The sequence below is a fragment of the Sneathiella limimaris genome, from assembly GCF_012932565.1.
Classification (GTDB): domain Bacteria; phylum Pseudomonadota; class Alphaproteobacteria; order Sneathiellales; family Sneathiellaceae; genus Sneathiella; species Sneathiella limimaris.
On the sequence record NZ_JABBYJ010000001.1, the window covers coordinates 1675346 to 1697420 of the forward strand.

Annotated in this window: 21 protein-coding genes; 15 read left to right on the plus strand and 6 right to left on the minus strand. The window is 47.6% G+C overall.

Annotated elements, in window-relative coordinates:
• The first annotated feature begins 172 nt into the window (after nt 1–172).
• Nucleotides 173–967: a transporter substrate-binding domain-containing protein gene (locus HH301_RS08090; protein ID WP_169568303.1), complete on the plus strand. Its 795-nt coding sequence runs from the start codon at nt 173–175 to the stop codon at nt 965–967.
• Nucleotide 968: 1 nt separating this feature from the next.
• Here the strand turns inward: HH301_RS08090 and HH301_RS08095 are convergent, their stop codons facing one another.
• Nucleotides 969–1214, minus strand: a complete 246-nt coding sequence (locus tag HH301_RS08095; protein ID WP_169568304.1) for a DUF6868 family protein — start codon at nt 1212–1214, stop codon at nt 969–971.
• Between the two features lie 239 nt (nt 1215–1453).
• On the opposite strand from HH301_RS08095, the gene HH301_RS08100 reads away from it, so the two are divergent.
• The 6 genes from HH301_RS08100 to HH301_RS08125 all read left to right on the plus strand — a co-directional run bounded on the left by HH301_RS08100 (nt 1454) and on the right by HH301_RS08125 (nt 8256).
• Nucleotides 1454–2536, plus strand: coding sequence for a saccharopine dehydrogenase (locus tag HH301_RS08100; RefSeq protein WP_169568306.1), 1083 nt, complete (start codon nt 1454–1456; stop codon nt 2534–2536).
• Nucleotides 2537–2562: 26 nt separating this feature from the next.
• Complete coding sequence (locus tag HH301_RS08105; RefSeq protein WP_169568308.1) at nt 2563–3714, plus strand: saccharopine dehydrogenase family protein; 1152 nt, start codon at nt 2563–2565, stop codon at nt 3712–3714.
• A gap of 219 nt (nt 3715–3933) precedes the next feature.
• The gene (locus HH301_RS08110) at nt 3934–5451 is read left to right on the plus strand and encodes an NAD(P)-binding domain-containing protein (RefSeq protein ID WP_169568310.1); all 1518 of its coding nucleotides are present in this window, start codon (nt 3934–3936) and stop codon (nt 5449–5451) included.
• Between the two features lie 78 nt (nt 5452–5529).
• Nucleotides 5530–6549 carry an alpha/beta hydrolase gene (locus tag HH301_RS08115; RefSeq protein WP_169568312.1) on the plus strand — a complete coding sequence of 340 codons (1020 nt, stop codon included), beginning with the start codon at nt 5530–5532 and terminating at the stop codon, nt 6547–6549.
• Between the two features lie 31 nt (nt 6550–6580).
• Nucleotides 6581–7390 carry an SDR family NAD(P)-dependent oxidoreductase gene (locus tag HH301_RS08120; protein WP_169568314.1) on the plus strand — a complete coding sequence of 270 codons (810 nt, stop codon included), beginning with the start codon at nt 6581–6583 and terminating at the stop codon, nt 7388–7390.
• Nucleotides 7391–7467: 77 nt separating this feature from the next.
• Nucleotides 7468–8256, plus strand: coding sequence for a dimethylarginine dimethylaminohydrolase family protein (locus tag HH301_RS08125; RefSeq protein WP_169568316.1), 789 nt, complete (start codon nt 7468–7470; stop codon nt 8254–8256).
• 6 nt (nt 8257–8262) lie between these two features.
• Here HH301_RS08125 and HH301_RS08130 read toward each other — a convergent pair whose 3' ends face one another.
• Nucleotides 8263–9396, minus strand: a complete 1134-nt coding sequence (locus HH301_RS08130) for an iron-containing alcohol dehydrogenase (RefSeq protein ID WP_169568318.1) — start codon at nt 9394–9396, stop codon at nt 8263–8265.
• 291 nt (nt 9397–9687) lie between these two features.
• Between HH301_RS08130 and HH301_RS08135 the strand changes: the two genes are divergently transcribed.
• Nucleotides 9688–11343 carry an ATP-binding protein gene (locus HH301_RS08135; RefSeq protein WP_169568320.1) on the plus strand — a complete coding sequence of 552 codons (1656 nt, stop codon included), beginning with the start codon at nt 9688–9690 and terminating at the stop codon, nt 11341–11343.
• 4 nt (nt 11344–11347) lie between these two features.
• On the opposite strand, the gene HH301_RS08140 is transcribed toward HH301_RS08135, so the two are convergent.
• Together HH301_RS08140 and HH301_RS08145 are read right to left on the minus strand one after the other, a co-directional pair.
• A complete protein-coding gene (locus tag HH301_RS08140; RefSeq protein ID WP_169568322.1) occupies nt 11348–12586 on the minus strand; it encodes an MFS transporter in 1239 nt (412 codons plus the stop codon).
• 27 nt (nt 12587–12613) lie between these two features.
• Nucleotides 12614–13144 (minus strand): DUF1499 domain-containing protein, encoded by a 531-nt coding sequence (locus tag HH301_RS08145; protein WP_169568324.1) that lies wholly within the window; start codon nt 13142–13144, stop codon nt 12614–12616.
• 165 nt (nt 13145–13309) lie between these two features.
• Here HH301_RS08145 and HH301_RS08150 point away from each other — a divergent pair, with 165 nt between their 5' ends.
• The 4 genes from HH301_RS08150 to HH301_RS08165 are packed head-to-tail and all read left to right on the plus strand — an operon-like array spanning nt 13310 to nt 16213.
• Nucleotides 13310–14014 carry an ABC transporter permease gene (locus tag HH301_RS08150; protein ID WP_169568326.1) on the plus strand — a complete coding sequence of 235 codons (705 nt, stop codon included), beginning with the start codon at nt 13310–13312 and terminating at the stop codon, nt 14012–14014.
• Nucleotides 14008–14724 (plus strand): ATP-binding cassette domain-containing protein, encoded by a 717-nt coding sequence (locus HH301_RS08155; protein WP_169568328.1) that lies wholly within the window; start codon nt 14008–14010, stop codon nt 14722–14724. The genes HH301_RS08150 and HH301_RS08155 overlap by 7 nt, the downstream gene beginning before the upstream one ends.
• A gap of 41 nt (nt 14725–14765) precedes the next feature.
• The gene (locus HH301_RS08160) at nt 14766–15548 is read left to right on the plus strand and encodes an ABC transporter substrate-binding protein (RefSeq protein WP_206378230.1); all 783 of its coding nucleotides are present in this window, start codon (nt 14766–14768) and stop codon (nt 15546–15548) included.
• A 32-nt stretch (nt 15549–15580) separates the two neighbouring features.
• A complete protein-coding gene (locus tag HH301_RS08165) occupies nt 15581–16213 on the plus strand; it encodes a trimeric intracellular cation channel family protein (protein WP_169568332.1) in 633 nt (210 codons plus the stop codon).
• 9 nt (nt 16214–16222) lie between these two features.
• Here the strand turns inward: HH301_RS08165 and HH301_RS08170 are convergent, their stop codons facing one another.
• Together HH301_RS08170 and HH301_RS08175 are read right to left on the minus strand one after the other, a co-directional pair.
• Nucleotides 16223–16993: a crotonase/enoyl-CoA hydratase family protein gene (locus HH301_RS08170; RefSeq protein ID WP_169568334.1), complete on the minus strand. Its 771-nt coding sequence runs from the start codon at nt 16991–16993 to the stop codon at nt 16223–16225.
• Nucleotides 16994–17032: 39 nt separating this feature from the next.
• On the minus strand, nt 17033–17341 hold the full coding sequence (locus HH301_RS08175) for a putative quinol monooxygenase (RefSeq protein ID WP_169568336.1): 309 nt from the start codon (nt 17339–17341) through the stop codon (nt 17033–17035).
• Between the two features lie 379 nt (nt 17342–17720).
• On the opposite strand from HH301_RS08175, the gene HH301_RS08180 reads away from it, so the two are divergent.
• The 3 genes from HH301_RS08180 (at nt 17721) to HH301_RS08190 (ending at nt 22074) form a co-directional block, all read left to right on the plus strand.
• Nucleotides 17721–19616 (plus strand): PAS domain-containing sensor histidine kinase, encoded by a 1896-nt coding sequence (locus tag HH301_RS08180; RefSeq protein WP_169568338.1) that lies wholly within the window; start codon nt 17721–17723, stop codon nt 19614–19616.
• 224 nt (nt 19617–19840) lie between these two features.
• Nucleotides 19841–20962 carry a type III PLP-dependent enzyme gene (locus HH301_RS08185; protein ID WP_338091381.1) on the plus strand — a complete coding sequence of 374 codons (1122 nt, stop codon included), beginning with the start codon at nt 19841–19843 and terminating at the stop codon, nt 20960–20962.
• 56 nt (nt 20963–21018) lie between these two features.
• The gene (locus HH301_RS08190; RefSeq protein WP_169568342.1) at nt 21019–22074 is read left to right on the plus strand and encodes a 1,9-bis(guanidino)-5-aza-nonane synthase; all 1056 of its coding nucleotides are present in this window, start codon (nt 21019–21021) and stop codon (nt 22072–22074) included.
• Nucleotide 22075: the final 1 nt, after the last annotated feature.

A 22075-nucleotide genomic window follows, 5' to 3' on the forward strand; every position in this document is an offset into this window, starting at 1 on the left:
TTTTTATGAAAGAGCCGCGGCTAAACCAAGTCGCGGCTCTTTTTTTAAGGTTTTATAAAGGATATTTTGACAGCCTTAAATCAGTGAGAATTCTGACCTTAATGTTGCGGCAAGCCCTCAACACACAAAGGGGGCGAAAATCAAAACGGTTTACCATCTGGCTGTAGTCCTTGTGCTAACTGTCCTGTGCATCTCTCCAGCATCTGCTGCTGAGGTTCAATGCACGGAGGGTGAGACAATTACGCTTGCTGCCGAGGATTCCTTTTTCCCTTATTCTGGTCTTCACAATGGTAAACAGCGCGGATTTTCGTTCGATATTGTCAGGGCCGCCTACGCAGCGGTTGGCTGTCAGCTGAACCTTCTCTACGTTCCCTATAACCGGTGCATGGAAAAGGTCGAAAACGGAACCTTCCTCGGCTGCTTCAACACAACCAATTCCTATGAAAATAGCCGAAAATATATTCTGCATAACAAGCCATTGCTCTATGGAAAAATCCTGATTTACGCCCGTAAGGGACATCCAAAAGAGTTTGATCAGTCATCATATCATAACGCTCGGTTTGCTGTTGTTCGTGGGTATACGTACACAGATGAATTCGATCAGGATGAAAAAATCAAGAAGGTCTTCGTTGACTCAGATCTGCAAACCTTGGCGATGGTGGCCAGAGGGCGGGCAGATTATGCGCTTGTTTATGAGAAGGTCGCCAAATACCAGATGGCTGATCATCGTGAGCTGATCAAGCAATTGCCTGAACCTGTCTCCCTTCATGCAACTTACGGTCTTTACGTGTCTTTTTCCCGCGCATTGGGGGAAAAGGCTGAGCGGGCAGCAAAATTATTGGATACGGGTCTTAGCCATATCACCGTAAACGGGACATACGAAGACATCGAGAAAGCCTGGACCCGCTGGCTCGATACCGGCCTCGCGGATGGAGACCAGCCGCCATTATACCAGGTTGGCGGCTAATCTAGCCTGCCATTAGCTTCAGGGCTATGTAAGGCACCAGATTTGTCATCAATATCAAGATTTTGTACGCAGCCAGGTATTTTAAATAGAGATCCGGCAAAGCTTCTTTTTCAATTCCAAACAGTGCGTGGTGCAGGCTCATGATTGGGTTTCGCAAAACCATGATACTCAATGCTGCCAGAGTGAGAAGAGCAATATTGAGGACGGAGCACCAGCCCAGAAATTCGGTTATTTGATCTATCGTCATAAGATACCTCCCGTTATGCGATTATATCTACTAGTGAAATCGCTGTCGTTGATTTTAATCATTTCGTGCTGATATCTGACGTTAAGTGCGGGTTCTCCCATTCAGATGCCCTTTGTTTGTCTTCCCACAATTCGGACCCTGTTTTTTTCAGGGCATAACTCAGATATTGGGGTGGAAGTCGCCATCGTTTTTGAGTAGTGTCCCTGCTTCTGGAATCTGAAACTGGTAGATTTTGTAGAATGTCTGACACAGCATACAAGGCCCATATCTGGGTCCGTACTGAACATAAAGCTCATGAGAAGCGGGTTGCACTTGTTCCTCGGGATGTAAAACTCTTGATGGACGCCGGATACCGGGTGACCGTCGAGAAATCCCCTGATAGATGCATTCCGATTGAACAATATGAAGCTGTGGGCTGCGAAATTGCCGAGCAAGGCAGTTGGCCAGAGGCGCCTAGGGATGCATATGTGTTGGGCGTGAAAGAATTGCCCAATGCAGAAACAGACCTAGTTCACAAACATATTTATTTTGGTCACGTCTATAAGGACCAGCCAGGCTGGCAGAAAACCCTTGGCCGCTTTGTAACAGGCAAAGGGACTCTTTATGACCTCGAATGTCTGGTCGATGAAAATGGTCGTCGGGTCGCAGCTTTTGGTTACTGGGCCGGCTTTGCAGGCGCAGCGGTTGCTGTAAAAACCTGGAGTGGGATCAAGGCAGGTCGAAACCCTTCCTTGAGTGAAGTTACGGATTATCCAAATGTGGATAGCCTGCTGAATGAACTCAGAGGAGAGTTGGCCGAATTTGAGGAAAAGCCGAGCCTCATTGTCATCGGAGCCTTGGGGCGAAGCGGTAGCGGCGCAGTAGATCTAGGAAAACATCTGAATTTGGATGTTACCGGATGGGATATGAAAGAGACATCCTCTGGAGGGCCGTTTCCGGAAATCCAGCAACATTCAATCTTTGTGAACTGTATTTTGGCGAACAAGGATTGCCCGCGCTTTGTTACCGCTGAGGATATTGAAACTCCAGATCGGAAATTAGCCGTCATCTCAGACGTGAGCTGCGATCCGGAAAGCACTTACAACCCAATCCCGATTTATAATCGCAGCACGACTTTTGACGACCCTGTTATTCGGGTCGTTGATGGTGATAATCCTTTGGAGGTGACAGCGATTGACCATCTACCATCCATGCTGCCACTGGAATCCAGTGATGATTATTCGGGACAATTAGTAAAGGCCTTGTTGGAACTGGACCAGCCTGAAGAGGGTATCTGGGGCCGAGCACTGGCCGATTTCAAAACACATACTGCACGTCTTTAAGACGCAAAGATTTGGAGAAGAACGTTATGGCGACAATTCATTGGCTAGGCGCAGGCCTGTCTTCAGTCCCCGGCATTCGGCGGTTGATCGAGCAAGGATATAAGCTGGTTCTTTGGAACCGCACAGTTTCAAAAGCGGAAGAGGCGGTAAAGGGTCTGACTGGTGATTTTGAAGTTCGGGCGTTTAGCCTTGAGGCATTGGAAGATGCACTGACCGCTGGGGATGTAGCTGTTTCCATGCTGCCCGGTGATTTCCATCCGATTGTTGCGAAGATCTGTTTGGAGAAGGGCGCGAACTTTGTGTCCAGTTCTTACATTGCGCCTGCAATGCGGGATCTGGATGCTGCTGCCAAGGAAAAAGGCTTGGTGCTGCTGAATGAAATTGGCCTGGATCCAGGCATTGATCATTTGATGGCCCATTTATTAATGGCAGATTATAAGGCATCGCCAGCATACTCACCTGAAAATGAACATTACTTCCGGTCCTATTGCGGAGGGCTGTCAGAGGTGAAGAACGATTTTTGCTATAAATTCAGTTGGTCACCACTTGGGGTTTTGAAAGCTCTAAAGTCTCCATCGAAAAGCCTGAAAGATGGAGCGGAGTATGATGTTTCTCGTCCTTGGGATGCTGTTGAAAGTTATAGTTTGGATCTTGAAAAAGGTCCTGAAACATTTGAGGTTTACCCAAATAGAGACTCGCTCCCTTATATCGAAGAATATGGGTTTGATAATCTGAACCTTAGCCAGTTCGTCCGCGGTACATTGCGTTATGGGGGATGGTCCGAAGCTTGGGATCATATTTTCAAGGAAGTGGAAACACTGAGCGGACCTGAAGGGGATGCCCGTCTTGAGGAGATCAGTCAGGATCTTTGGGATAAGCATGCCGTCAAGGATGGAGAAGCTGATCGGGTTGTCCTCAGTGTGGACATTACAGCCAAAAAAGACGGCAAAACCGTATATGATAAATCATTTGTTATGGATGCTTATGGTGATGACAAATCAACAGCGATGGCTCGTTTGGTGTCAACACCGGTTAGTTACGGCGTAGAGGCCGTGTTGAAAGGCGAAATTAAGCCAGGTGTTCATGCTGCACCAAGTGATCCGGAAATCGCTGGCAAGTGGATTGAGGCTCTGAAGGCTGGTGGGGAAACAATGAAAATCATTGATCATCTCGCCTAAGAAACTGTCGGACCAGAATTGAAAAGCGCTGAATCGATATTCAGCGCTTTTTTTGTTTCCAGGCGTTCATCAATTTAGGGTAACTCACAGCGCAGAAAGCCCCTACGTCAAGTGGATGGGAGTTTGCAATCCGGCAATCTTTGTGATCCAGTTGTTTGGAATAAGGGTACTAAGGTGTAGGAAAAGACTAAACTTAAGACTGAAGACTTGGGGGAAAGTGTGAATAGTCCTGTGATGGGGGTCGCAAAGGGGCTACAGACAGAGTTTGCAGATGAAAGTGGCGTGTTGGACGTCCTGATCATCGGAGCTGGTTTTTCTGGCCTTTGCGCTGGATACTATCTGAAAAAAGAGGGTGTTCAGCGTTTCCTGATCCTTGAGAAAACTGACAATGTCGGGGGAACTTGGAACAAGAACCGATATCCGGGCGCTGCATGCGATGTTCCTTCCCATTTTTATTGCTTTTCTTTTGCGCTCAATCCTGATTGGTCCCGTGTTTATTCACCTCAAGCAGAAATACTCGCCTATCTGGAAAACTGCGCCAACGAGTTTGAGCTGCGGCCCCACCTGAAGTTTAATCAGGAGGTTCAATCAATCCGATTTGATGAAAAGGACCAAATCTGGCGTGCTCAAATAGATGAAGAGACGGTAATTGCAGCACGGCAGGTAATTATAGGGTCTGGAGGATTGAATACACCCTATGAGCCCGAACTAGATGGTCTTTCAGATTTCAAAGGACCCGTCTTCCATACAGCTAAGTGGCGAGATGATGTCGAGCTAAAGGATAAAGAAATTGTGGTTGTTGGAAGCGCAGCCAGCGCGGTTCAGGCAGTTCCTGAGCTTGCCAAGATGGCTAAACGGGTGACAATGTTCCAGCGAACACCTAACTATGTGATCCCTCGGCAAGATCGAGCCTACACAGAAGCGGAAAAGGCTCGCTTTCGCAAATCAAAATGGCGGTTAAAGCTGGAGCGACTGAAAATCTATTTGCGCTTTGAATATGTTTTGTCGCCCTTTTTTAAGAAACACTCTTGGTTGAGATCGAAGATTGAAGACCGGGTGAAAAGGCATATTCTGTCCTCATTTTCTGATCGGAGGTTGGCGAAAAGTCTGATCCCGGACTATGACATGGGGTGCAAGCGGATCTTGATTTCTGATGATTTTTACCCAGCCCTGGCCCGAGAAAATGTCGATGTAAATACAAATGGCATTCACTATGTCGATCACTCTGCCGTAATTGATCGGGCAGGGAACCGCATTTCAGCAGATCTTATTGTGCTGGCGACAGGCTTTGACCTACAGGGTCAGATGACGGCTATTGATATTCAGGGTCGAAAAGGAGTGCACCTGAGTGAGAGGTGGGATGATTTGCCGGGAGCTTACCTTGGCGCCATGGTTGACGGCTTTCCAAACCTTTATTTCATGACGGGGCCCAATACGGGTGTCGGCTCAACCTCAATTGTGCATATGATCGAAGCACAGATGCAATTTGTTCTGCAATGCCTGAAGAAGGCTGGCAATACGCATCTTTTAGAGCCAACGCCCGACGCTGTTGCACGCTACAATCAATTTCTACAGGGGGCATTGACGAACACAGTTTGGGCTGGGAGTTGCAAAAGCTGGTACAAAGATGAAGAGGGTCGGAACTTCACGCTTTATCCGAAACCGGCCAGATTTTTCTGGCGGGAGCGGAAAAAACTAAACCTTAAAGACATGAAGATCTGGTCCCGGTCGGGTTGAGCGCCTCGAAAAGTGGCGAAAAAGGAGAACATAATGCTGCTGAAGATACCGTATTTTTTATACAAACGGCGCATGTTAATGAGCGCCAGCGATGCCTATTGGCAGCGCAAAATGAGTGGTCAGCTTCTGGAACTCGATGGTCGCCAATTTAAGCCTCGTGCCCAAGCATTAATGAACCTTCAGGAGATGTTTGCCGTGCCGCCGCAGAACTGGACGGTGCGAAATATGCGCGGGGCCTACCGAAAATCAGTGGCGTTGTTTGATGGACCCAAGCCGGCGGTCCGGGAAGTCCGGGACATCACCCTGGAGCTGAAGGGACGAAACCTGAAAGGCCGTGTTTATGACAATCGACCAATAGAGGATTATAAGCCTGCTTTACTCTTTTTTCATGGGGGCGGATTTGTCATAGGAGATTTGGAAACCCACGATGGCGTTTGCCGGCGGATTGCCAGATACACCGGAGCCAAGGTTATTTCCGTTGCTTATCGCTTGGCACCAGAACATCCATTCCCATCTGGTTTGGATGATGCACTTGATAGCTGGGTTTGGCTGCAGGAACAGGCGGAGAATTTGAAAGTTGATCCGACGCAGCTTTATGTTGCCGGGGATAGTGCGGGGGCCGTTTTGTCTCTATTAGTCACAGCGACCGCCTCAAAAGGGAAAATTGGCGTCCAGCCAGCAGCAACAGGATTGATCTATCCTGCAGATTTGATGGTTCAAACTTCCCCGACCCGGGATATGCTGGCGAATGAAAATATTGTCCTGACCAAGGAAATTTTGGATTGGTTTCAAAACCAGTTTGCAACGGATGAGCTTAATGAAAATCATGAATATGTGAGAGCTCTTTCCGAAGCCCAAAAAGGGAATATAGGGCCGGTTTGGATTATGACCTGTGGCTTTGATCCCTTGCGTCATGAGGGTGAGGGACTGATCACTAAACTGCAAGCTCTTGGGGCAGAGGTTCAGCACAAGGAGTATCAGGACCTTTATCACGGGTTTATCGGGGCTGCGGCCTTATTCCCGGAGGTGGATGAAATGGCAGAAGATTTCGCTGCATTCCTTGCACCGCTGAAAGAAAAAGCAAAAAAAGCATCATAATCTAGGCCTGGTATGTAGATGGGGAGACAGAATGAGTTTTAGAGGACAGGTTGCCGCAATTACAGGGGCAGGGTCTGGAATTGGGCGTGCACTTGCTATTGAACTGGCAGGGTTGGGCTGCAATGTTGCGATTTCCGATCTGGATGAAAAGGGACTTGAAGAAACCCGGAGTCAAGTCGCAACTATGAACGTTGGGTGTCTTGTCACTTCGCTGGATGTCAGTGATCGAAAGGCAGTTGAAGCTTGGTCCGACCAGGTCGTTAATGAGTTCGGCCATGTTGATTATGTTTTCAACAATGCCGGAGTTGCGCTGTTCGATAGTGCAGAGAGTATGGAATACGAGCATTTCGAATGGATTATGAACATCAATTTCTGGGGAATGATCTATGGCTCGAAAGCTTTTCTAAGGCATTTCAAGAAAGCTGGACAGGGGCATGTGATCAATGTTTCAAGCTTGTTTGGACTGGTCGGCTACCCCGGTCAAAGCGCCTATAATTCCAGTAAATTTGCCATTCGGGGTTACACAGAAGCCCTCGCGCTGGAGCTTGATGGAACGAACATTCATGCCTCTTCGGTGCATCCGGGGGGTGTGGGGACTGACATCGCACGTAACTCAAGGCTAGTCAGTGAGTATACAAATGGCGCAACCCGGGAGGAAATTGCAAAGCGGTTTGAAGCGATGGTCAAAACAACGCCAGAGCAGGCCGCAAAAATTATCTTGCAGGGTGTTCAGAAACGGAAAAGACGGATCCTTGTTGGCAAAGACGCTAAAATACTAGATCTGATTCAGAGGTTTGCACCTGAAAAATATGGGAAATTTTTGTTGAGGGCATTGCAGTAACTAAGGATAGACAGCCGGCATGCTCTTCACTAGGGTGCACCCCTTATCATGTCCGGACCTGAGGAACGTTAAATTCCATGTCGTTTGCTATTCGCTTTTCTAACGCTATCACCCGCAAACCCGCCCAGTCTATCGTTGATGGTCTTCGGGCTGCGGATACGGGTAACCCTGATGCAGAAGTTTTTCAGGAGCATCACCGTGCCTATGTGGAAGCGCTTCGGCAAGCGGGCGCTGAGGTGATGGTTCTCGAAGCACTTGAAGCTTTTCCAGATAGTGTTTTCGTTGAGGATACTGCTTTATGCCTCAAAGAAGGGGCAATCGTAATGCGACCCGGTGCCTCAACCCGCCGCGGTGAAACAGCTGCAATGAGGCCAGCTTTGGAGTCTCTTTTTGAAGACGTTCGGGAAATTACGGAAGGCTTTATTGAGGGCGGCGATATTCTAGTTACACCGAAGGAAATACTTGTCGGGAAATCGGCAAGAACGGATGCCGACGGCATTGCTTCCTTGCGGGCTCTGGTTGCTGATTGGGGCTATCAGGTAAGGGAACTTGAAACGCCACCAGAAGTTCTGCATTTCAAGACTGATTGCGGTTTGTTGGATGACAATGTAATTCTCTCTACGGAGCGGCTGGCTGCAACAGGTTGCTTTGAGGGGTATGAGGTCATTTTGACAGCCTCTGGCGAGGAGGCTTCGGCCAACGCGGTCAGATTTAACGATGTCGTTCTGTTTCCAGAAGGGTTTCCAAAGACGCATGCTCGTCTTATTGAGCGAGGCTTCACAGTTGTGGAGCTGCCAAATAGTGAAGCGGCGAAGGTCGATGGCGGAATGTCCTGCCTTTCCCTTCGCCTGACACCAACAGTTTAAATAGCTCTATAGGCCCATCGCATCCCGGTACATTTGTTCATACTCTTCCTGGGTTGGCTGAACCGGGTTTGAAAAATGGCAGGCATCTGTCAGGCAGTGCTTGGCCAGATCGGGGATCATGTCTTCAGTCACCCCCATTTCAGCAAGGTTTGAAGGTAGTCCAAGTTCGGCGTTATACCCTTCAATCCAGGTGGCGATGTCCGCACCTTCACTGAGACCCATTGCCTGTCGAAGTTTAACGAACTTGTCACCCACGTGAGGGGCGTTGAAGCGAAGAACGGTTGGCAGAAGAACCGCATTGAGAGTCCCGTGATGAGCGCGGAGTTCTTCATTGGCGCCCACCGCATGGCTCATTGAATGGACCGCCCCAAGTCCTTTAGCGAAGGCCATTGCTCCCTCACTTGCGGCCATCATCATATTCCAGCGAGCTTCCCGATCAGAGCCATCTTCAACCGCACGCTTTAAGTAAGTCACAACCCGCTCAAGTCCATCAAGACCAATCGCTGCAGCAACAGGGTTCACAACTGGGGTCAAGTAAGCTTCAATACAGTGAGCCATGGCATCCATGCCAGTGGCAGCCGTCAGGTGCTTGGGCAGGCCTAGCGTCAGTTCCGGATCGCAGATCGCAACTTTAGGCAAAAGGTTTGGGCTTGAAATGACGATTTTCTGACCGTCCTCGGTAATGATGACAGAGCCGCCGCCTACCTCGCTGCCGGTTCCGGCTGTTGTGGGGATGGCAATGATCGGGGCTGTTGCGCCAATTCCATCCCGCCCAACTTTAACAACAGCCCAGTTTTCAATAGGACCGTCATGAGTTGACATGAGGGAAACACCTTTTCCGAGGTCAATTGAAGAACCACCGCCAAGAGCAATGACGCCATCACAGTCATTGTCCTTATAGAGTTCGAGCGCTTTTTTGACCGCAACCTCCGTTGGATTGCCGGGTGTTTCATCAAATAGTGTCGCCTCAACATCGTTTGGTAGTGCCCGGCGCAAGCTGTCATAGATGCCGGTTTCAACAATTCCTTTATCTGTGCAGATCAAGGGGCGCTTGATGCCAAATCGTTTCAGGGTGTCGCCAATCTTGTTGATTGCCCCAAAATCGATCTCCATTTCGTTATGATATTTTATGAGTGCCATTTTATCCTCCCCAGCTGCGCATTTTTGTTCTTCATTTTGCGCTTCTCTTTTTGTTTTCCGAAAAAAACTCTAGAGCAAGAAATCCAGAAAGTCAGCAGTCTATTATCAATTACGGATGGAAGTGAATGTTTTGCTTCGAACAAATTAGCTAAGACTTTGAACTCAAAATATGCTAATATTCCAACTAAATGAAGTGTAGCTGGCAGCCGGTTTCAACCATCTTCAAGTTTGGATTTGAGGTCAGCTGTTTGTAATCAGTGTATCGGATAGTATACAGTTTGTGAGGCAGATGTGGGTGATAAGACTGACCTGGGATTAGCTCCTTTGGGGGCTGACTATGTTCAGGTTATGAACGCATTCGCTGTAGATTTAATCAGTATCTCTGATGAGAAAGAACTTGCCTGGTATGTGGCAAGAGAAGTTGTCAGTAAACTTGGTTTCAAGGATTGCGTTGTCTATTACTGCATGGAAAATCCTTCCGAACTGGTTCAGATGGCGGCGATTGGAGTAAAAAATCCTATCGGAGATCTCATCGTAAACCATCTCAAAATTCCTGTCGGGCAAGGAGTGACTGGCAGAGTAGCCGAAAGTCAAAAAGCAATCGTTATTGATGATTTGGCCAATTGCGATTTTTATATTCCGGATGTTGAAGAAACCAAATCAGAGGCTTGCGTGCCGATCCTTTCCGAAGGGCGTACGCTGGGGGTTATTGACAGTGAAGATCCTGAGCTAGGATTTTATACTAAGCACCATGTTCAGACATTGACGTTTATTGCTTCCTTGATGGCTGCCAAGCTCGATTTGTTGAGAAAAGGGCGGAATATCAGGGAAGGGGAATTGCGCCGCCGAAAGATCTTCAGTGTTTCGTTGGATGGTATCCTAACCGTTTCCTCCCAGGGCAACGTGGTTGAATATAACAAATCTGTTTGCGATATCTTCGGTTATGATGAAAAGGAATTATTTGATAAGAACGCGATCAGAATCCTGATCCCGGAACGCTTGCAAAAAGAGTATTATGAACTTGTTGGCGCGATGGAGACAACGTCCTCCCACCCTTTACTCAACACACGTTTTGAAACAACCGGTCAACGGAAATCCGGTGAGGAATTTCCAATGGAACTGGCCATTACCCATTATAAGGTCAACGGGCAAGGCTACTTCACTGGGTTTTTGCGAGATATAAGTGAGATGAAGGCTGCCGAGGTGTCGAGGCGAAACGCGTTAATGGAAGCGGAGCGGGCGAACAAGACGAAATCTGAATTTCTGGCGACCATGAGTCATGAGTTGAGAACTCCGTTGAATGCCATTATTGGGTTTTCGGAAGTGATTTACGGGGAAATTTTTGGCCCATTGGGGTCCGCTCGATATAAGGAATATGCCGAAGACATTCAAATCAGTGGCAAACATTTGCTCAATCTTGTGAATGATATCCTGGATCTTTCAGCTATCGAAGCCAATGAGCATGTTCTTAATTTTAAGACTGTTGATCTGTCTGAGATCATGCACGACTGTTCGATTATTGTGAGTGATCTGGCTGCTAAAAAACAGATTACATACAGTGAAGATGTCGCAAGTAATCTAAAACCCATTGAGGCAGATCCCAGGTCTTTGTCTCAGATCCTGATCAATCTCATTTCAAATGCCATCAAATTTACACAAGTTGGTGGTGAGGTTTCTGTGAAAGTTTGGGAAGAGGATGGCCAACAGATTGTTTGTGTGCGCGATAACGGACCCGGGCTGGCCGAAGATCAAATTGAGAATTTGACGAAACCCTTTGTGCGAGGGCAAATAGACTCGCAGACAACCCAAGAAGGATCAGGACTTGGTCTTGCTATCGTTAATTCCTTGGTGCAGATGCATGCAGGCCAGCTGGAGATCAAAAGCAAATTGGGAGAAGGCACATCAGTTTTTGTCCGTCTGCCGAGGCGTCAACCTGAGCAACAGTAGGTTTTCATCGAGGTTTAAGAGCTTGAAAAGCGGCACCAACCCCAGCGAAAGCTAGTAATGCTGACACCAGTGTTATTGTGCTGAGTGCCATCTCCAAGTCAAAGGCGAAACCCATGAGGACGGGACCAAGTGCTGAGCCGAAAACCATCACAACACTCGCAACTGATCTGATGGCGCCCAAGTGGCGTGTTCCGTAGAGTTCCGCCCACAAGGAGGAAAGTGAAGGTGTCGTATATCCTGCACCAACTCCGAGCGCGGCCATGACAAATGGGGCAGACCATTCATGGTCAAAGATACTGAGAAGGATCAGAGCGAGGTCCATAAAGAGAAGAGAGAAAGGGACAATCCGTCTGGCACTCAATCGGTCTACCAGAAACCCGGCCATTAGACCGCCTATGAGGCTGAAAGCAGCGAAAATAGTGAAACAGATGCTCCACCATTCGAAGCTCCATCCTTTTAGTTCGATAATGTGGACCTGATGAAAGAACAGACCGGTGATTATTCCTGATTGGGCTATTGGGATCAGGCAAAGCATATAGAAGCGCTTGTCTCGAAGCAGTTCAGCGCGCGTCCAGTGCTTTTCCGAAGTCGGCAAGGATGCTTCCAGTTCTTCTGCGCCTTTACCGTCCTGATGTTCTGTATGAATTATCAGTTTTCCAATAAACGGAAGAAACGTTATCGCGGCCAGAACTGCAATGCTTGGCCAGATTAAGCGCCAGTCAAAAAGACTGAGGGCGAGGACGATCGCAGGCGGGAAAACGGCTTCCCCGGCAATAAAGCCAAGTCCCGCAAAAGCAATCGCACGACCCCTTTCTTTTTCATATCGCCGGGCCATCGCCGTTACAGCTGTATGGCTGAGCATGCCTTGCCCCATAAAGCGAACAAAAAGAATTCCGGCGAAGAGAGTAATGGGGCCCTGAACGCCTGACATCAAGGCCATCGCAAGGATCATCAGACAAACAAGAAAAATAGCAAATTTTCGTAGGGGAAGATGATCGACCAGGGGACCGGTTTTCCACAAAAGAGAGGCACTGACCAAAGTGGCAACTGTGTAGAGTAAGCCAAAATCGCCGTGGGAGAGGTTAAACTCCTCCCTGAAATGTCCACCGAATAGGGAAATAACAAAAGTTTGCCCAGGTCCTGACCAAAAAGTCAGAAGAAAGCCAAACAGCAAAAATCGCCATTCGAATTGAACGAACTCACGGGTCCGTATGTTGCTAGTTTGGCCTTCGCTTTGTGTCAAAAGAGAAGGTCCCAGCTAGAAGCAAGCTTAATTGGCCGAGGTGTCAATAGCATCTTCACCAATTTCGGCTCTCAGTGATTTCAGCCAGCGGTCTACGCGGGATTTATTAGCGCTAAAGTCCCGAATTCCGTATATTGCACGGCTATAAATGGCGAGCGTGGAAGAGTTTTCGTCCTTTTCAATGAACTCAATGGAAACAAGATCCGGCCACCGCACAGTTGGGGTTCTCGCTACCAGTTCCAATTTTGTCCCATCATCCTGGCGAATTTCAATGTTTGGATCCTTTAGGACTATAGATTTCAAACGATCTGCAAGTGTCGTTTTGGAAAGCTTGTACACTGGTGATTCCAGATGAACGTTGAGGTTGCTGCAATATTCTGGTGGGCACACAAGATACCAGTTCGGTTTTCCTGTTGTCGTGAGCTTACTAAAATCCGTCGGTTTAAACTCACCTGCAGAGAGAAATTTGTCCCAGATTGGTGTGAGCCTTAGGAGGACTAATGCCACAACCAGGGCGATCAGTATAAAGAGTATTATGGTCAGAATATTTGATGTCATGTTTTTGCTGTCCGAACAATTGAAGAACTTATTCTGATTGGTGTGTAACGATGGGACAAGTATAATCGTGAAATACCGATGGAACAAAGTCCAATAAATCTATAGAGCTTGTTCGAACGCACGATAATTTGGTTTGTTTCTTTGAGGGGAGGACACCAAAAATAGATGTTAGAGCTGTTCTCAGGTTTGAAATCAGCCATTGATCTGGTCTGGAACTTGGACGCTGATCTCGTGGAGATCTCGCTCTTGTCCTTACGGGTAACATTGACTGCTGTTCTAATCTCCTCTCTGATCGGGCTACCTCTTGGGGCATTACTGTCGGTCAGTCGGTTTCGTTATCGACGGTTAACAATTGCGTTGTTGAACGCGTTGATGGGACTACCTCCAGTCGTTGTTGGGCTTTTTGTTTATCTGATGTTATCCCGTGCCGGACCTTTTGGCGTGCTGGACCTATTGTTTACCCCAACGGCCATGATTATTGCTCAAACAATTATTGTGACACCAATTATTGCCTCTCTCTCTCATCAATCTTTGCGAGAGTTGTGGTTCCAGTATCATGATCTACTGATTTCGCTGCACACAAGTAAGGTTCAGCGAATAAAAACACTGATCTGGGATGGTCGGCGCGCGCTGTTGACTGCAGCGCTCACCGGTTTTGGTCGTGCAATCGGTGAAGTCGGCGCGATTATGATCGTAGGCGGGAATATCGAACATTTAACCCGTGTCCTGACAACTGCCATAGCGTTAGAGGTTGGAAAGGGCGATTTCGCCCTGGCAATTGGTCTTGGGATTATTCTGATCTCGCTTGCCATTCTGGTTAATCTGGCGGTCCATGTTCTGTCGCGTACTGAAAGGCAAGGTGTATGGTGAAGACAATCCTACCGGCACGTCTTTCTGAAGCGACCGTTCGCAAGGGAGGTAAAACGATCCTCGGTCCATTGGATTGGGAGTTGAATGGGGCAGGCTGTACAATTTTGCTAGGGCCGAATGGTGCTGGGAAAACCACGCTCTTACGGCTCATGCATGGGTTGGAAAGACCAAAAACCGGCAAGGTGACCTGGTCGGGAAGAGGAGCCGATCTTTATCGCCGTCAGGCATTTATCTTCCAAACTCCAGTGGTCCTGCGAAGAACGGTTATCGAAAATGTGATCTACCCGCTTCGTCTTCGTAAAATTGCCAAGGAGGAAGCCATTGAAGCAGGATTGTTCTGGTTGGAAAAGGTTGGTTTGACCTCCCATGCAAAGGCGGATGCACTCAGCCTTTCGGGAGGTGAGAAACAGAAACTGGCGTTGGCACGAGCAATGATTGCTGAACCGGAAGTTATGTTTCTGGATGAACCTACGGCCAATCTTGATGGGTCATCCACTCAGGCCATCGAAGTTATCTTGCAGGAAGCGTTGGAGGCTGGGGTCCGCTTGGTTATGGCTACCCACAACTTAGGGCAGGCTACTCGATTGGCAACCGAGGTTTTGTTTCTGAATAAGGGGCGGATTTGGGAGAACTCTGATCTCACCAGTTTCTTTGAGGCACCGGAAACGGAAGAGGCACATTCATTCTTGAAGGGGGAAATCGTGATATGAGAAAACTATTTTTGAGACTGTGCATTGTTATAGCAATGCTTATGCCGTCAATCACAAGCGCAGCGGACATTAAAGTTGCGGTTACGACGTCTTTTCACAATTCCGGACTTTCAGACATTTTGTTGCCAGCGATTAAGAAAGATCTGGATCTTGATGTACATTTATTGGTGGTTGGGACCGGACAAGCCTTAAAGCTTGGGCGTCAGGGCGATGTGGACGCAATCTTAGTACATTCAAAGAAAGCAGAGCAAAAATTTGTCGAGGAAGGCTACGCCCCGTACCGGCGAGAGATCATGTATAATGATTTTGTTCTGATTGGTCCTGCGACCGATCCAGTCAATATCAAGGCAGCCAAAACCGCAAAAAATGCACTTCAAAGGATCCAGCAAAAGTCTTTCGAATTTGTGAGCCGTGGAGATGATAGCGGAACCCATCGCAAGGAATTGGCCTTGTGGAAAAACGCAGATCTGGATCCGTCAGAGTTCGAGGCTAGTTGGTACAAAGCAGCTGGCGCGGGGATGGGGGCGACCCTGAATATGGCCAGTAGTTTGAACGCTTATGTTATGGCGGACCGCGCAAGTTGGCTGAATTTTAAGAATAAGCGGGATTTGAAACTGCTGTTTTCCGGGGATCCAGTTCTTTTTAACCAATATGCCTTCTTACCGGTCAGCGAGAAGAAACACCCGCATGTAAAACGACAGTTAGCGGAAAAACTGGAGGGTTGGCTCACAAGTCAAAAGGGACAGCAACTCATTGCGGATTACCGGCTTGCAGGGGAGCAGTTGTTCGTGCCTAATGCGACAGCTGTCCAGACGGGCAGCTAGCAAGGCTATCCTTTTCCTGTTTTGGAAGGCGCATGGAAATACTTGATCTTATCCGAATTATTGATCTGACCGGTGTTGCTGTTTTTGCAGCAACCGGTAGTCTTGCGGCCAGCCGGAAGCAGCTGGATATTATCGGATTTGCGCTTATGGCGACCCTGACAGGTGTAGGCGGTGGGACGCTTCGGGATATTCTTCTGGATCGTCCGGTGTTCTGGATCGAAGATCAGATTTACCTGTTAATTTGTTTTGGCGTTGCTGTCTTGGTTTTCATTAGTGCCCATCGTTTGCAACGGCGTTATGTAGCACTTTTGTGGGCGGATGCTGTTGGTCTTTCAGTTTTTGCGGTCATGGGGGCGCATATCGCCCTAAGAGCTGGTTCCGAGCCCGTTATTGCGACAGTGTTCGGCGTTATGACGGCCACCTTTGGCGGTTTATTGCGAGATGTGGTCGCTGGCGAGACGCCTCTTGCTCTGAAGCAGGAAGTTTATGTAACTGCTGCTTTGGTCGCATCTGGTCTATATGTGCTAGCAAATTTGATGGCTATTCCAGCACTTTTTGCAGTTCTTGCAGCAGCCATGGCTGGTTTTATTGTCCGAGGTGGGGCTATCCAGTTTGGGTGGGTCCTGCCCGGGTATAAGAGCCGGGCAGGTCGGGATTATACCTGATATCAGGTTCTATTTTCCGTCAAATTGCCCGTGACGACCGGCTCCTTCAGCAAAGCGTTTTGCGCCTTTTTGGGCTTCTTTCGCTTGCGCTTCCTGAGCTGCACGCCATTCCTCAGCTATCGCGTCTTCTTCTTCACGGCCTTCCTGATAAAGAAGGGCATGACGGTCAGAGAGCATTGCCAGAGGAGGATAAGCGGCGATCCGCTTTGCAAGTTTCAAAGCTTCACTAAGTGATTGGCCTCTTGGCGCCAGCCGCGTTGCAAGACCTAACTCATAGGCGCGTGATGCGGGGACAGGATCCCCAGTTAGCATCATGTCCATGGCAGGGCCGGTCCCAATGATCCGTGGAAGGCGTGTTGGTGTCCCGTCACTCATCGGAACACCCCAATGTCTGCAGAAAATGCCGAAAACAGCGTCTTCCTCAGCGATGCGGATATCACAATAAAGGGCGATACCAAGGCCACCGGCGACTGCATGGCCAGCGACCGCTGCAATCAGTGGCTTGCTCAAAGGTTTATGGAGTGGCCCATCCGGATGTCCTGCCCAGGCTTTGTAGTCAGCTTTTTCCGCTGTTTCCTTGAGATCAGCGCCAGCGCAAAAAGTGCCTCCAGCTCCAGTTAGGATTGCAACTCTTTGTTCAGCGTCTTGATCAAAAGCAAGTAAATGACTTTTAAGAAGCTGGCTTGCTTCCTGATCCAAAGCGTTTCTGACTTCTGGCCGGTTGATGGTGATAATTGTTATATCGCCATTTCTTTCTGTTAGAATTTTATCCCCAACCATTAGTCAGATCCTGATGGTGGCAAGCTAGTGCTTATAATTTCAGACATTACTCAAAATATGGATTTTTCGATCCGCGATCATGTCTTTGGTTTTTGCACCATATTCTTTCATATGGGGGGACACTGCGTGCGCCATTAGGGCTTCTTTACTTTCCCATTTTTCAATGACGGTAAATGTATCTGGTCCCAACTGGGCTTGAAACGATCCCATGCCTTCGGTGTCAATGGCTGCGGCATATTCAATACATCCATCTTCAGCTAACACAGCGGGGGTGTTTGCCTTGAAGGCCTCAAGGACTTCAGCTCTTTTGCCGGGTTTTGTGGTGATGACAGCAACAACATTTATCATGGTTTTTCCTTTTTTGTTTAGTTGTTGAAATTCCCTCAACCACTTTAACCAACTGTCAGTAATTTTCGAAGTAAAATATCTGCCTTGGAGAAGAATGAAACTTGTTCTGAGCGAGTAAATACCTATGTCTTTTGGGAAAGTTGACGCTAGGTATGAAATTTGTCAGAATAGCTAAAGTATCTGTTTTAGCTGGTGTTTTTCACTCTCTCCATATTTTTGACGGAATTCAGATAAAAGATCTGTTTCAAGGGTGAGTGCTGGTACGTGATCGCGAAGCCGAGATGCGAAACCTTCCATATTTTAGCAATTGTCCGACGTATCGGATGTGTGTGTTGAACAGGTTTAGTCGCATGAAAAAGATGAATTGGCGGAAACAGGGATGATTATTGCGGAAATTATACTGTTTCTGTGTTTGGCGTTGAGCACCAGTTTTTTCGTGCGTCAGGCCGTCCGGTATTCGAAAGTCAATCTCGGCTATAAGCTATTAACAATAGGGATGTGCCTGATCTCGCTGAATGCGTTGTTGGATGTCTTTATTATCGGTCCAACCGTTTTATTCCCACAAATTGAGCTTCCCTATGAAATTGCCCGTGTTTGGGATGTAGCAGGCTATTTGCCTGGAATTATTGGCGTTCTTATCGGAATGTTTATGTTCCTGCCGTCAGTGGCGCTACTGAGTCAGGAAGTTGAAGATCGGGAACAGGAAAAACAGAGTCTTCAGTCTCAGGCAGATGATTTGCAGTCTGCGAAAATGCGGGCGGAAGATGCAGAGAAGTTTTTGTTTGAAGCGCTGGAAACGATTTCCGAAGCCTTCATTATTTTCGATAAAAACGACAGAGTAGTGGCTTATAACTCCCGCTACAGGGAGCTGTTTGAAAGCGTGGGAGCATACCTGAAGCCAGGTGTTACTTTCGAGGAACTGATCCGCCGACAAGCAAAACAGCTAGGTATATTTGAGGATGAGGCGGCGCTTGAAGAGTGGATCCAACGGCGTTTGGAAGAGCATAACAACCCGGTTGGAACGAAAGAGCAGGTTTTCGAGACCGGCGAGATCTACCGCTTGAGTGAAGTCAAGACGCCATCCGGCGGTACTGTTGCGATCCGGACAAATATTACTGATCTGAGAACTCGGGAAAAAGCCTTGCGGATCCTGAATGAGCGATTGCAGGAAGCACAATCCGTCGCTCATATCGGTCACTGGTCCTATGATGTTAAGAATGAGCGGCACGACTGGTCTGATGAGGTTTCCAGGATTATGGGATATGATCCGAATACCCTTGAAATCACTACCAATGCCTATTTGGATCGGGTTCATCCAGATGATATGGATCGGATGCGCTCTTTGGTACGCTGGGCGCAGCAGAATGATGAGAACTATCAGATTGATTATCGGATGGTCCGGCCGAATGGTGAAATTGTATATGTCAGGGAAATTGGTCGGGTCCAAAAAGATAGCAGTGGTCAGACAGAATTTTTCAGAGGCACTATTCAGGATATTTCGGCTCAGCACCAAACAGAAATGGAGTTAATGGAAGCCAAAGTCCGGGCCGAAGAAGGAACGAGAGCAAAATCGCTTTTCCTTGCGAATATGAGTCACGAGCTCAGGACACCTCTGAACGCGATTATTGGTTTTGCTGAGGTGATTACGAAAGAAATCTTTGGCCCAATTAACAACAATAAGTACAAAGAATATTCAGATAACATCTTGTCGTCTGGTCAACATCTTCTGTCCTTGATTAATGATATTTTGGATTTTTCAAGATTGGAAGCTGACAAACATGATTTGGAAGAGACTGATATTAGTCTTTATGAAGTGGTTAAGTGGACTGAACTGTTGCTAAACTCCAAAGCAATGGAGAAAAAGATCAGTCTTACGCATGATATTCCACAAGATCTCATCATGCGCGGTGACGAACGCAAAATTAAACAAGTCCTGATTAATCTTACTAACAATGCGATCAAATTTACCCCTGATGGCGGGAAAGTGCGCTTATATGCTGAGATGACAGGTCCCGAGCATTACAGCCTTTTCGTTGAGGATAATGGAATCGGAATTGATGCAAAGGAGTTGGAAACAGTTCTAAAGCCTTTTGTCAGAACGATGAATGCAGTTTCAAGCTCGGTTGAAGGAACTGGTCTTGGTCTTCCGTTATCAAAATCCATAGTCGAATTGCATGGCGGAAAACTGCTGTTGACGAGCCAGGTTGGCAAGGGCACAAAAGTTGAAATCCAATTTCCTAGAAATAGATTTCAAAATTTTGCAAAAAGTGCTTGATTTTGGAAGCAAATTATCGCAAATGCATTTTTGACAATTTGATGGACTTAGCCGAGATTATTTCCAGTTGAAATAGGTCCTAGCATACGGCGACTGATCAGATTGTTATCTTCGAACAATTAAAGATCGTCCACCTGTATTCGAGTAGGAAAACCGATATGCAGTATGTTAGGCCAACCCTTAAAGCAAAAGTGTGCGACCAAGGGGTGTTTAAAGGATTGAACGTGTATTCCTCTGCGGCTGATGCCATTTTTACTGAGGAATGCAATGATGCTGTGCATCTGTTCTATCCGCAGAAACTTACAGAAAAAGCCCGGCTCTTTCTGGATAACTTCCCGGGTAATTGCCTCTATGCAATGAAATCCAATCCCCATCCAGTAGTTCTGGATCATTTGTGGGATTGTGGTATTAGAAAATTTGAAGTCGCATCTCTCCGCGAAATCGAATACATCACTGATAATTTCCCAGACGCACAGATCTATTTCATGCATCCGATCAAGAGTCGGCAGGCGATCCGCTTTGCCTATGATCGTGGCGTGCGCAATTTTGCTTTCGACTGCCTTGAGGAGTTGATCAAGATTGAAGAAGAGTCTGGATATGCAGAAGATTTAAACTTGTTCCTGCGCTTAGGCGTGGATCAAGGGGCTGCGGCGCATCCTTTGAGCGGCAAATTTGGCGCTAAACTTAGCGAAGCGCCCTTGTTGCTTCAGCGTGCTGCGACACATGCCCAAAAAGTTGGCGTTACTTTCCATGTCGGCTCACAATGCATGGACCCACAGTCATATCGTCATGCGATTTGGCAAGTGGCTGATATGCTTGCCAAAGCCAGCATCAAAATTGATGCTCTGGACGTTGGTGGTGGGTTCCCGGTTGCTTATCCTGGAATGGAAGCTGGCTGCCTCTTGTCCTACTTTAAGGTCATTGAAGACGCTCTTAGCGAAAACGGTTTCGATGATATCGAAATTTACTGTGAACCCGGCCGTGCGTTGGTTGCAGAAAGCGGGAGTGTGGCTGTTCGCGTTGAAATGCGCAAAGGTACCAGCCTGTATCTTAACGATGGAACCTATGGCTCACTGTTCGATGCAGGAACACCTGCCTGGCAATATCCGCTCGACATGATCGATGTGGATGATCAGCGACTTTCACCTGTTGGAGATGAGGCTTTTCGCCTATACGGTCCAACATGTGACAGCCTTGATGTGATGCAGGGACCATTCCTGTTGCCTGATGATATTGAGGAGGGGGATTGGATCCTTTTCCATCATCTTGGTGCTTACGGCTATTCCATGCAAACCCGCTTCAACGGATTTTATTCCGATACAGCGGTTGCCATTCTCAATCAATAATCCCATTCTTAAGGCCACCTACGGGTGGCCACTTATTCTATTCTCTGGAGCTTGTGATGACAGAAACATCAAAGGCAGCAAAGAAGGCTGAACTTCTTTCAAAAACCGTCGAGCATGTCGATATTTCCTCTTTCGATGCACGGCCTATTATCAACGCTATGGACAAAATGTCCTTCACCTCGCGGGACCTTGCCCGGGCAACCAAGATTGTGAATATGGCTCTTGAAGACCAGGACTGTTCACTAATTTTGAGCCTAGCGGGTTCGACGTCTGCCGGTGGTTGCATGCATGTCTATCGGGATATGGTTGCTAATGGTATGATTGATGCGATTGTCGCTACAGGTGCTTCAATTGTGGATATGGATTTCTTCGAGGCTCTTGGCTACAAACATTATCAAGGAGATCCGACTGAAAATGACGGTTTTCTCCGGGATCATTATATCGACCGCATTTACGATACCTACATTGATGAGGAAGAGTTACAAGCTTGCGATGAAACCATCAAAATCATTGCAGATAGCCTGGAGCCCCGTCCTTATTCCTCTCGGGAATTTATCTGGGAAATGGGCCGCTGGCTGAAAGAAAACTCAGTCAAAAAAGGCTCACTGATTGAAACCTGTTACGATCATAATGTTCCGATCTTTGTGCCTGCATTCTCTGATTGCTCCGCTGGCTTTGGATTGGTTAAGCATCAGGTGGAAAATCCAGGTAACTACATGTCCATCGACAGTGTTGCTGATTTTCGTGAGTTGACTGATGTGAAAATTGCAGCAGGCCGGACAGGCTTATTCATGATCGGTGGCGGTGTTCCGAAGAACTTCATTCAGGATACAGTTGTTTGTGCCGAAATCTTGGGTGTCGAAGCAGAAATGCATCGTTATGCGGTACAGATCACCGTTGCAGATGTGCGTGACGGCGCTTGTTCATCTTCTACCCTGAAAGAAGCCTCCAGCTGGGGTAAGGTGGATACAGTATGGGAGCAGATGGTTTATGCGGAAGCAACATCTGTCGTCCCACTTCTAGGATCCGCCGTTTATCATGAAGGTAAATGGAAGGGCCGCAAGAAACGGAACTTTGCAACCCTTTTTGAAAAAACACCAGTTACGGCCTGAG

Excerpts from the sequence above, each read along its gene's own strand:
- HH301_RS08100 (WP_169568306.1), top strand. The coding sequence starts at position 1,454 with ATGTCTGACACAGCATACAAGGCCCATATCTGGGTCCGTACTGAACAT.
- HH301_RS08160 (WP_206378230.1), top strand. The coding sequence starts at position 14,766 with ATGCCGTCAATCACAAGCGCAGCGGACATTAAAGTTGCGGTTACGACG.
- HH301_RS08130 (WP_169568318.1), bottom strand. The coding sequence starts at position 9,396 with ATGGCACTCATAAAATATCATAACGAAATGGAGATCGATTTTGGGGCA.
- HH301_RS08165 (WP_169568332.1), top strand. The coding sequence starts at position 15,581 with ATGGAAATACTTGATCTTATCCGAATTATTGATCTGACCGGTGTTGCT.
- HH301_RS08170 (WP_169568334.1), bottom strand. The coding sequence starts at position 16,993 with ATGGTTGGGGATAAAATTCTAACAGAAAGAAATGGCGATATAACAATT.
- HH301_RS08145 (WP_169568324.1), bottom strand. The coding sequence starts at position 13,144 with ATGACATCAAATATTCTGACCATAATACTCTTTATACTGATCGCCCTG.
- HH301_RS08120 (WP_169568314.1), top strand. The coding sequence starts at position 6,581 with ATGAGTTTTAGAGGACAGGTTGCCGCAATTACAGGGGCAGGGTCTGGA.
- HH301_RS08155 (WP_169568328.1), top strand. The coding sequence starts at position 14,008 with ATGGTGAAGACAATCCTACCGGCACGTCTTTCTGAAGCGACCGTTCGC.
- HH301_RS08150 (WP_169568326.1), top strand. The coding sequence starts at position 13,310 with ATGTTAGAGCTGTTCTCAGGTTTGAAATCAGCCATTGATCTGGTCTGG.
- HH301_RS08115 (WP_169568312.1), top strand. The coding sequence starts at position 5,530 with ATGAGCGCCAGCGATGCCTATTGGCAGCGCAAAATGAGTGGTCAGCTT.
- HH301_RS08105 (WP_169568308.1), top strand. The coding sequence starts at position 2,563 with ATGGCGACAATTCATTGGCTAGGCGCAGGCCTGTCTTCAGTCCCCGGC.
- HH301_RS08175 (WP_169568336.1), bottom strand. The coding sequence starts at position 17,341 with ATGATAAATGTTGTTGCTGTCATCACCACAAAACCCGGCAAAAGAGCT.
- HH301_RS08095 (WP_169568304.1), bottom strand. The coding sequence starts at position 1,214 with ATGACGATAGATCAAATAACCGAATTTCTGGGCTGGTGCTCCGTCCTC.
- HH301_RS08125 (WP_169568316.1), top strand. The coding sequence starts at position 7,468 with ATGTCGTTTGCTATTCGCTTTTCTAACGCTATCACCCGCAAACCCGCC.
- HH301_RS08190 (WP_169568342.1), top strand. The coding sequence starts at position 21,019 with ATGACAGAAACATCAAAGGCAGCAAAGAAGGCTGAACTTCTTTCAAAA.
- HH301_RS08180 (WP_169568338.1), top strand. The coding sequence starts at position 17,721 with ATGATTATTGCGGAAATTATACTGTTTCTGTGTTTGGCGTTGAGCACC.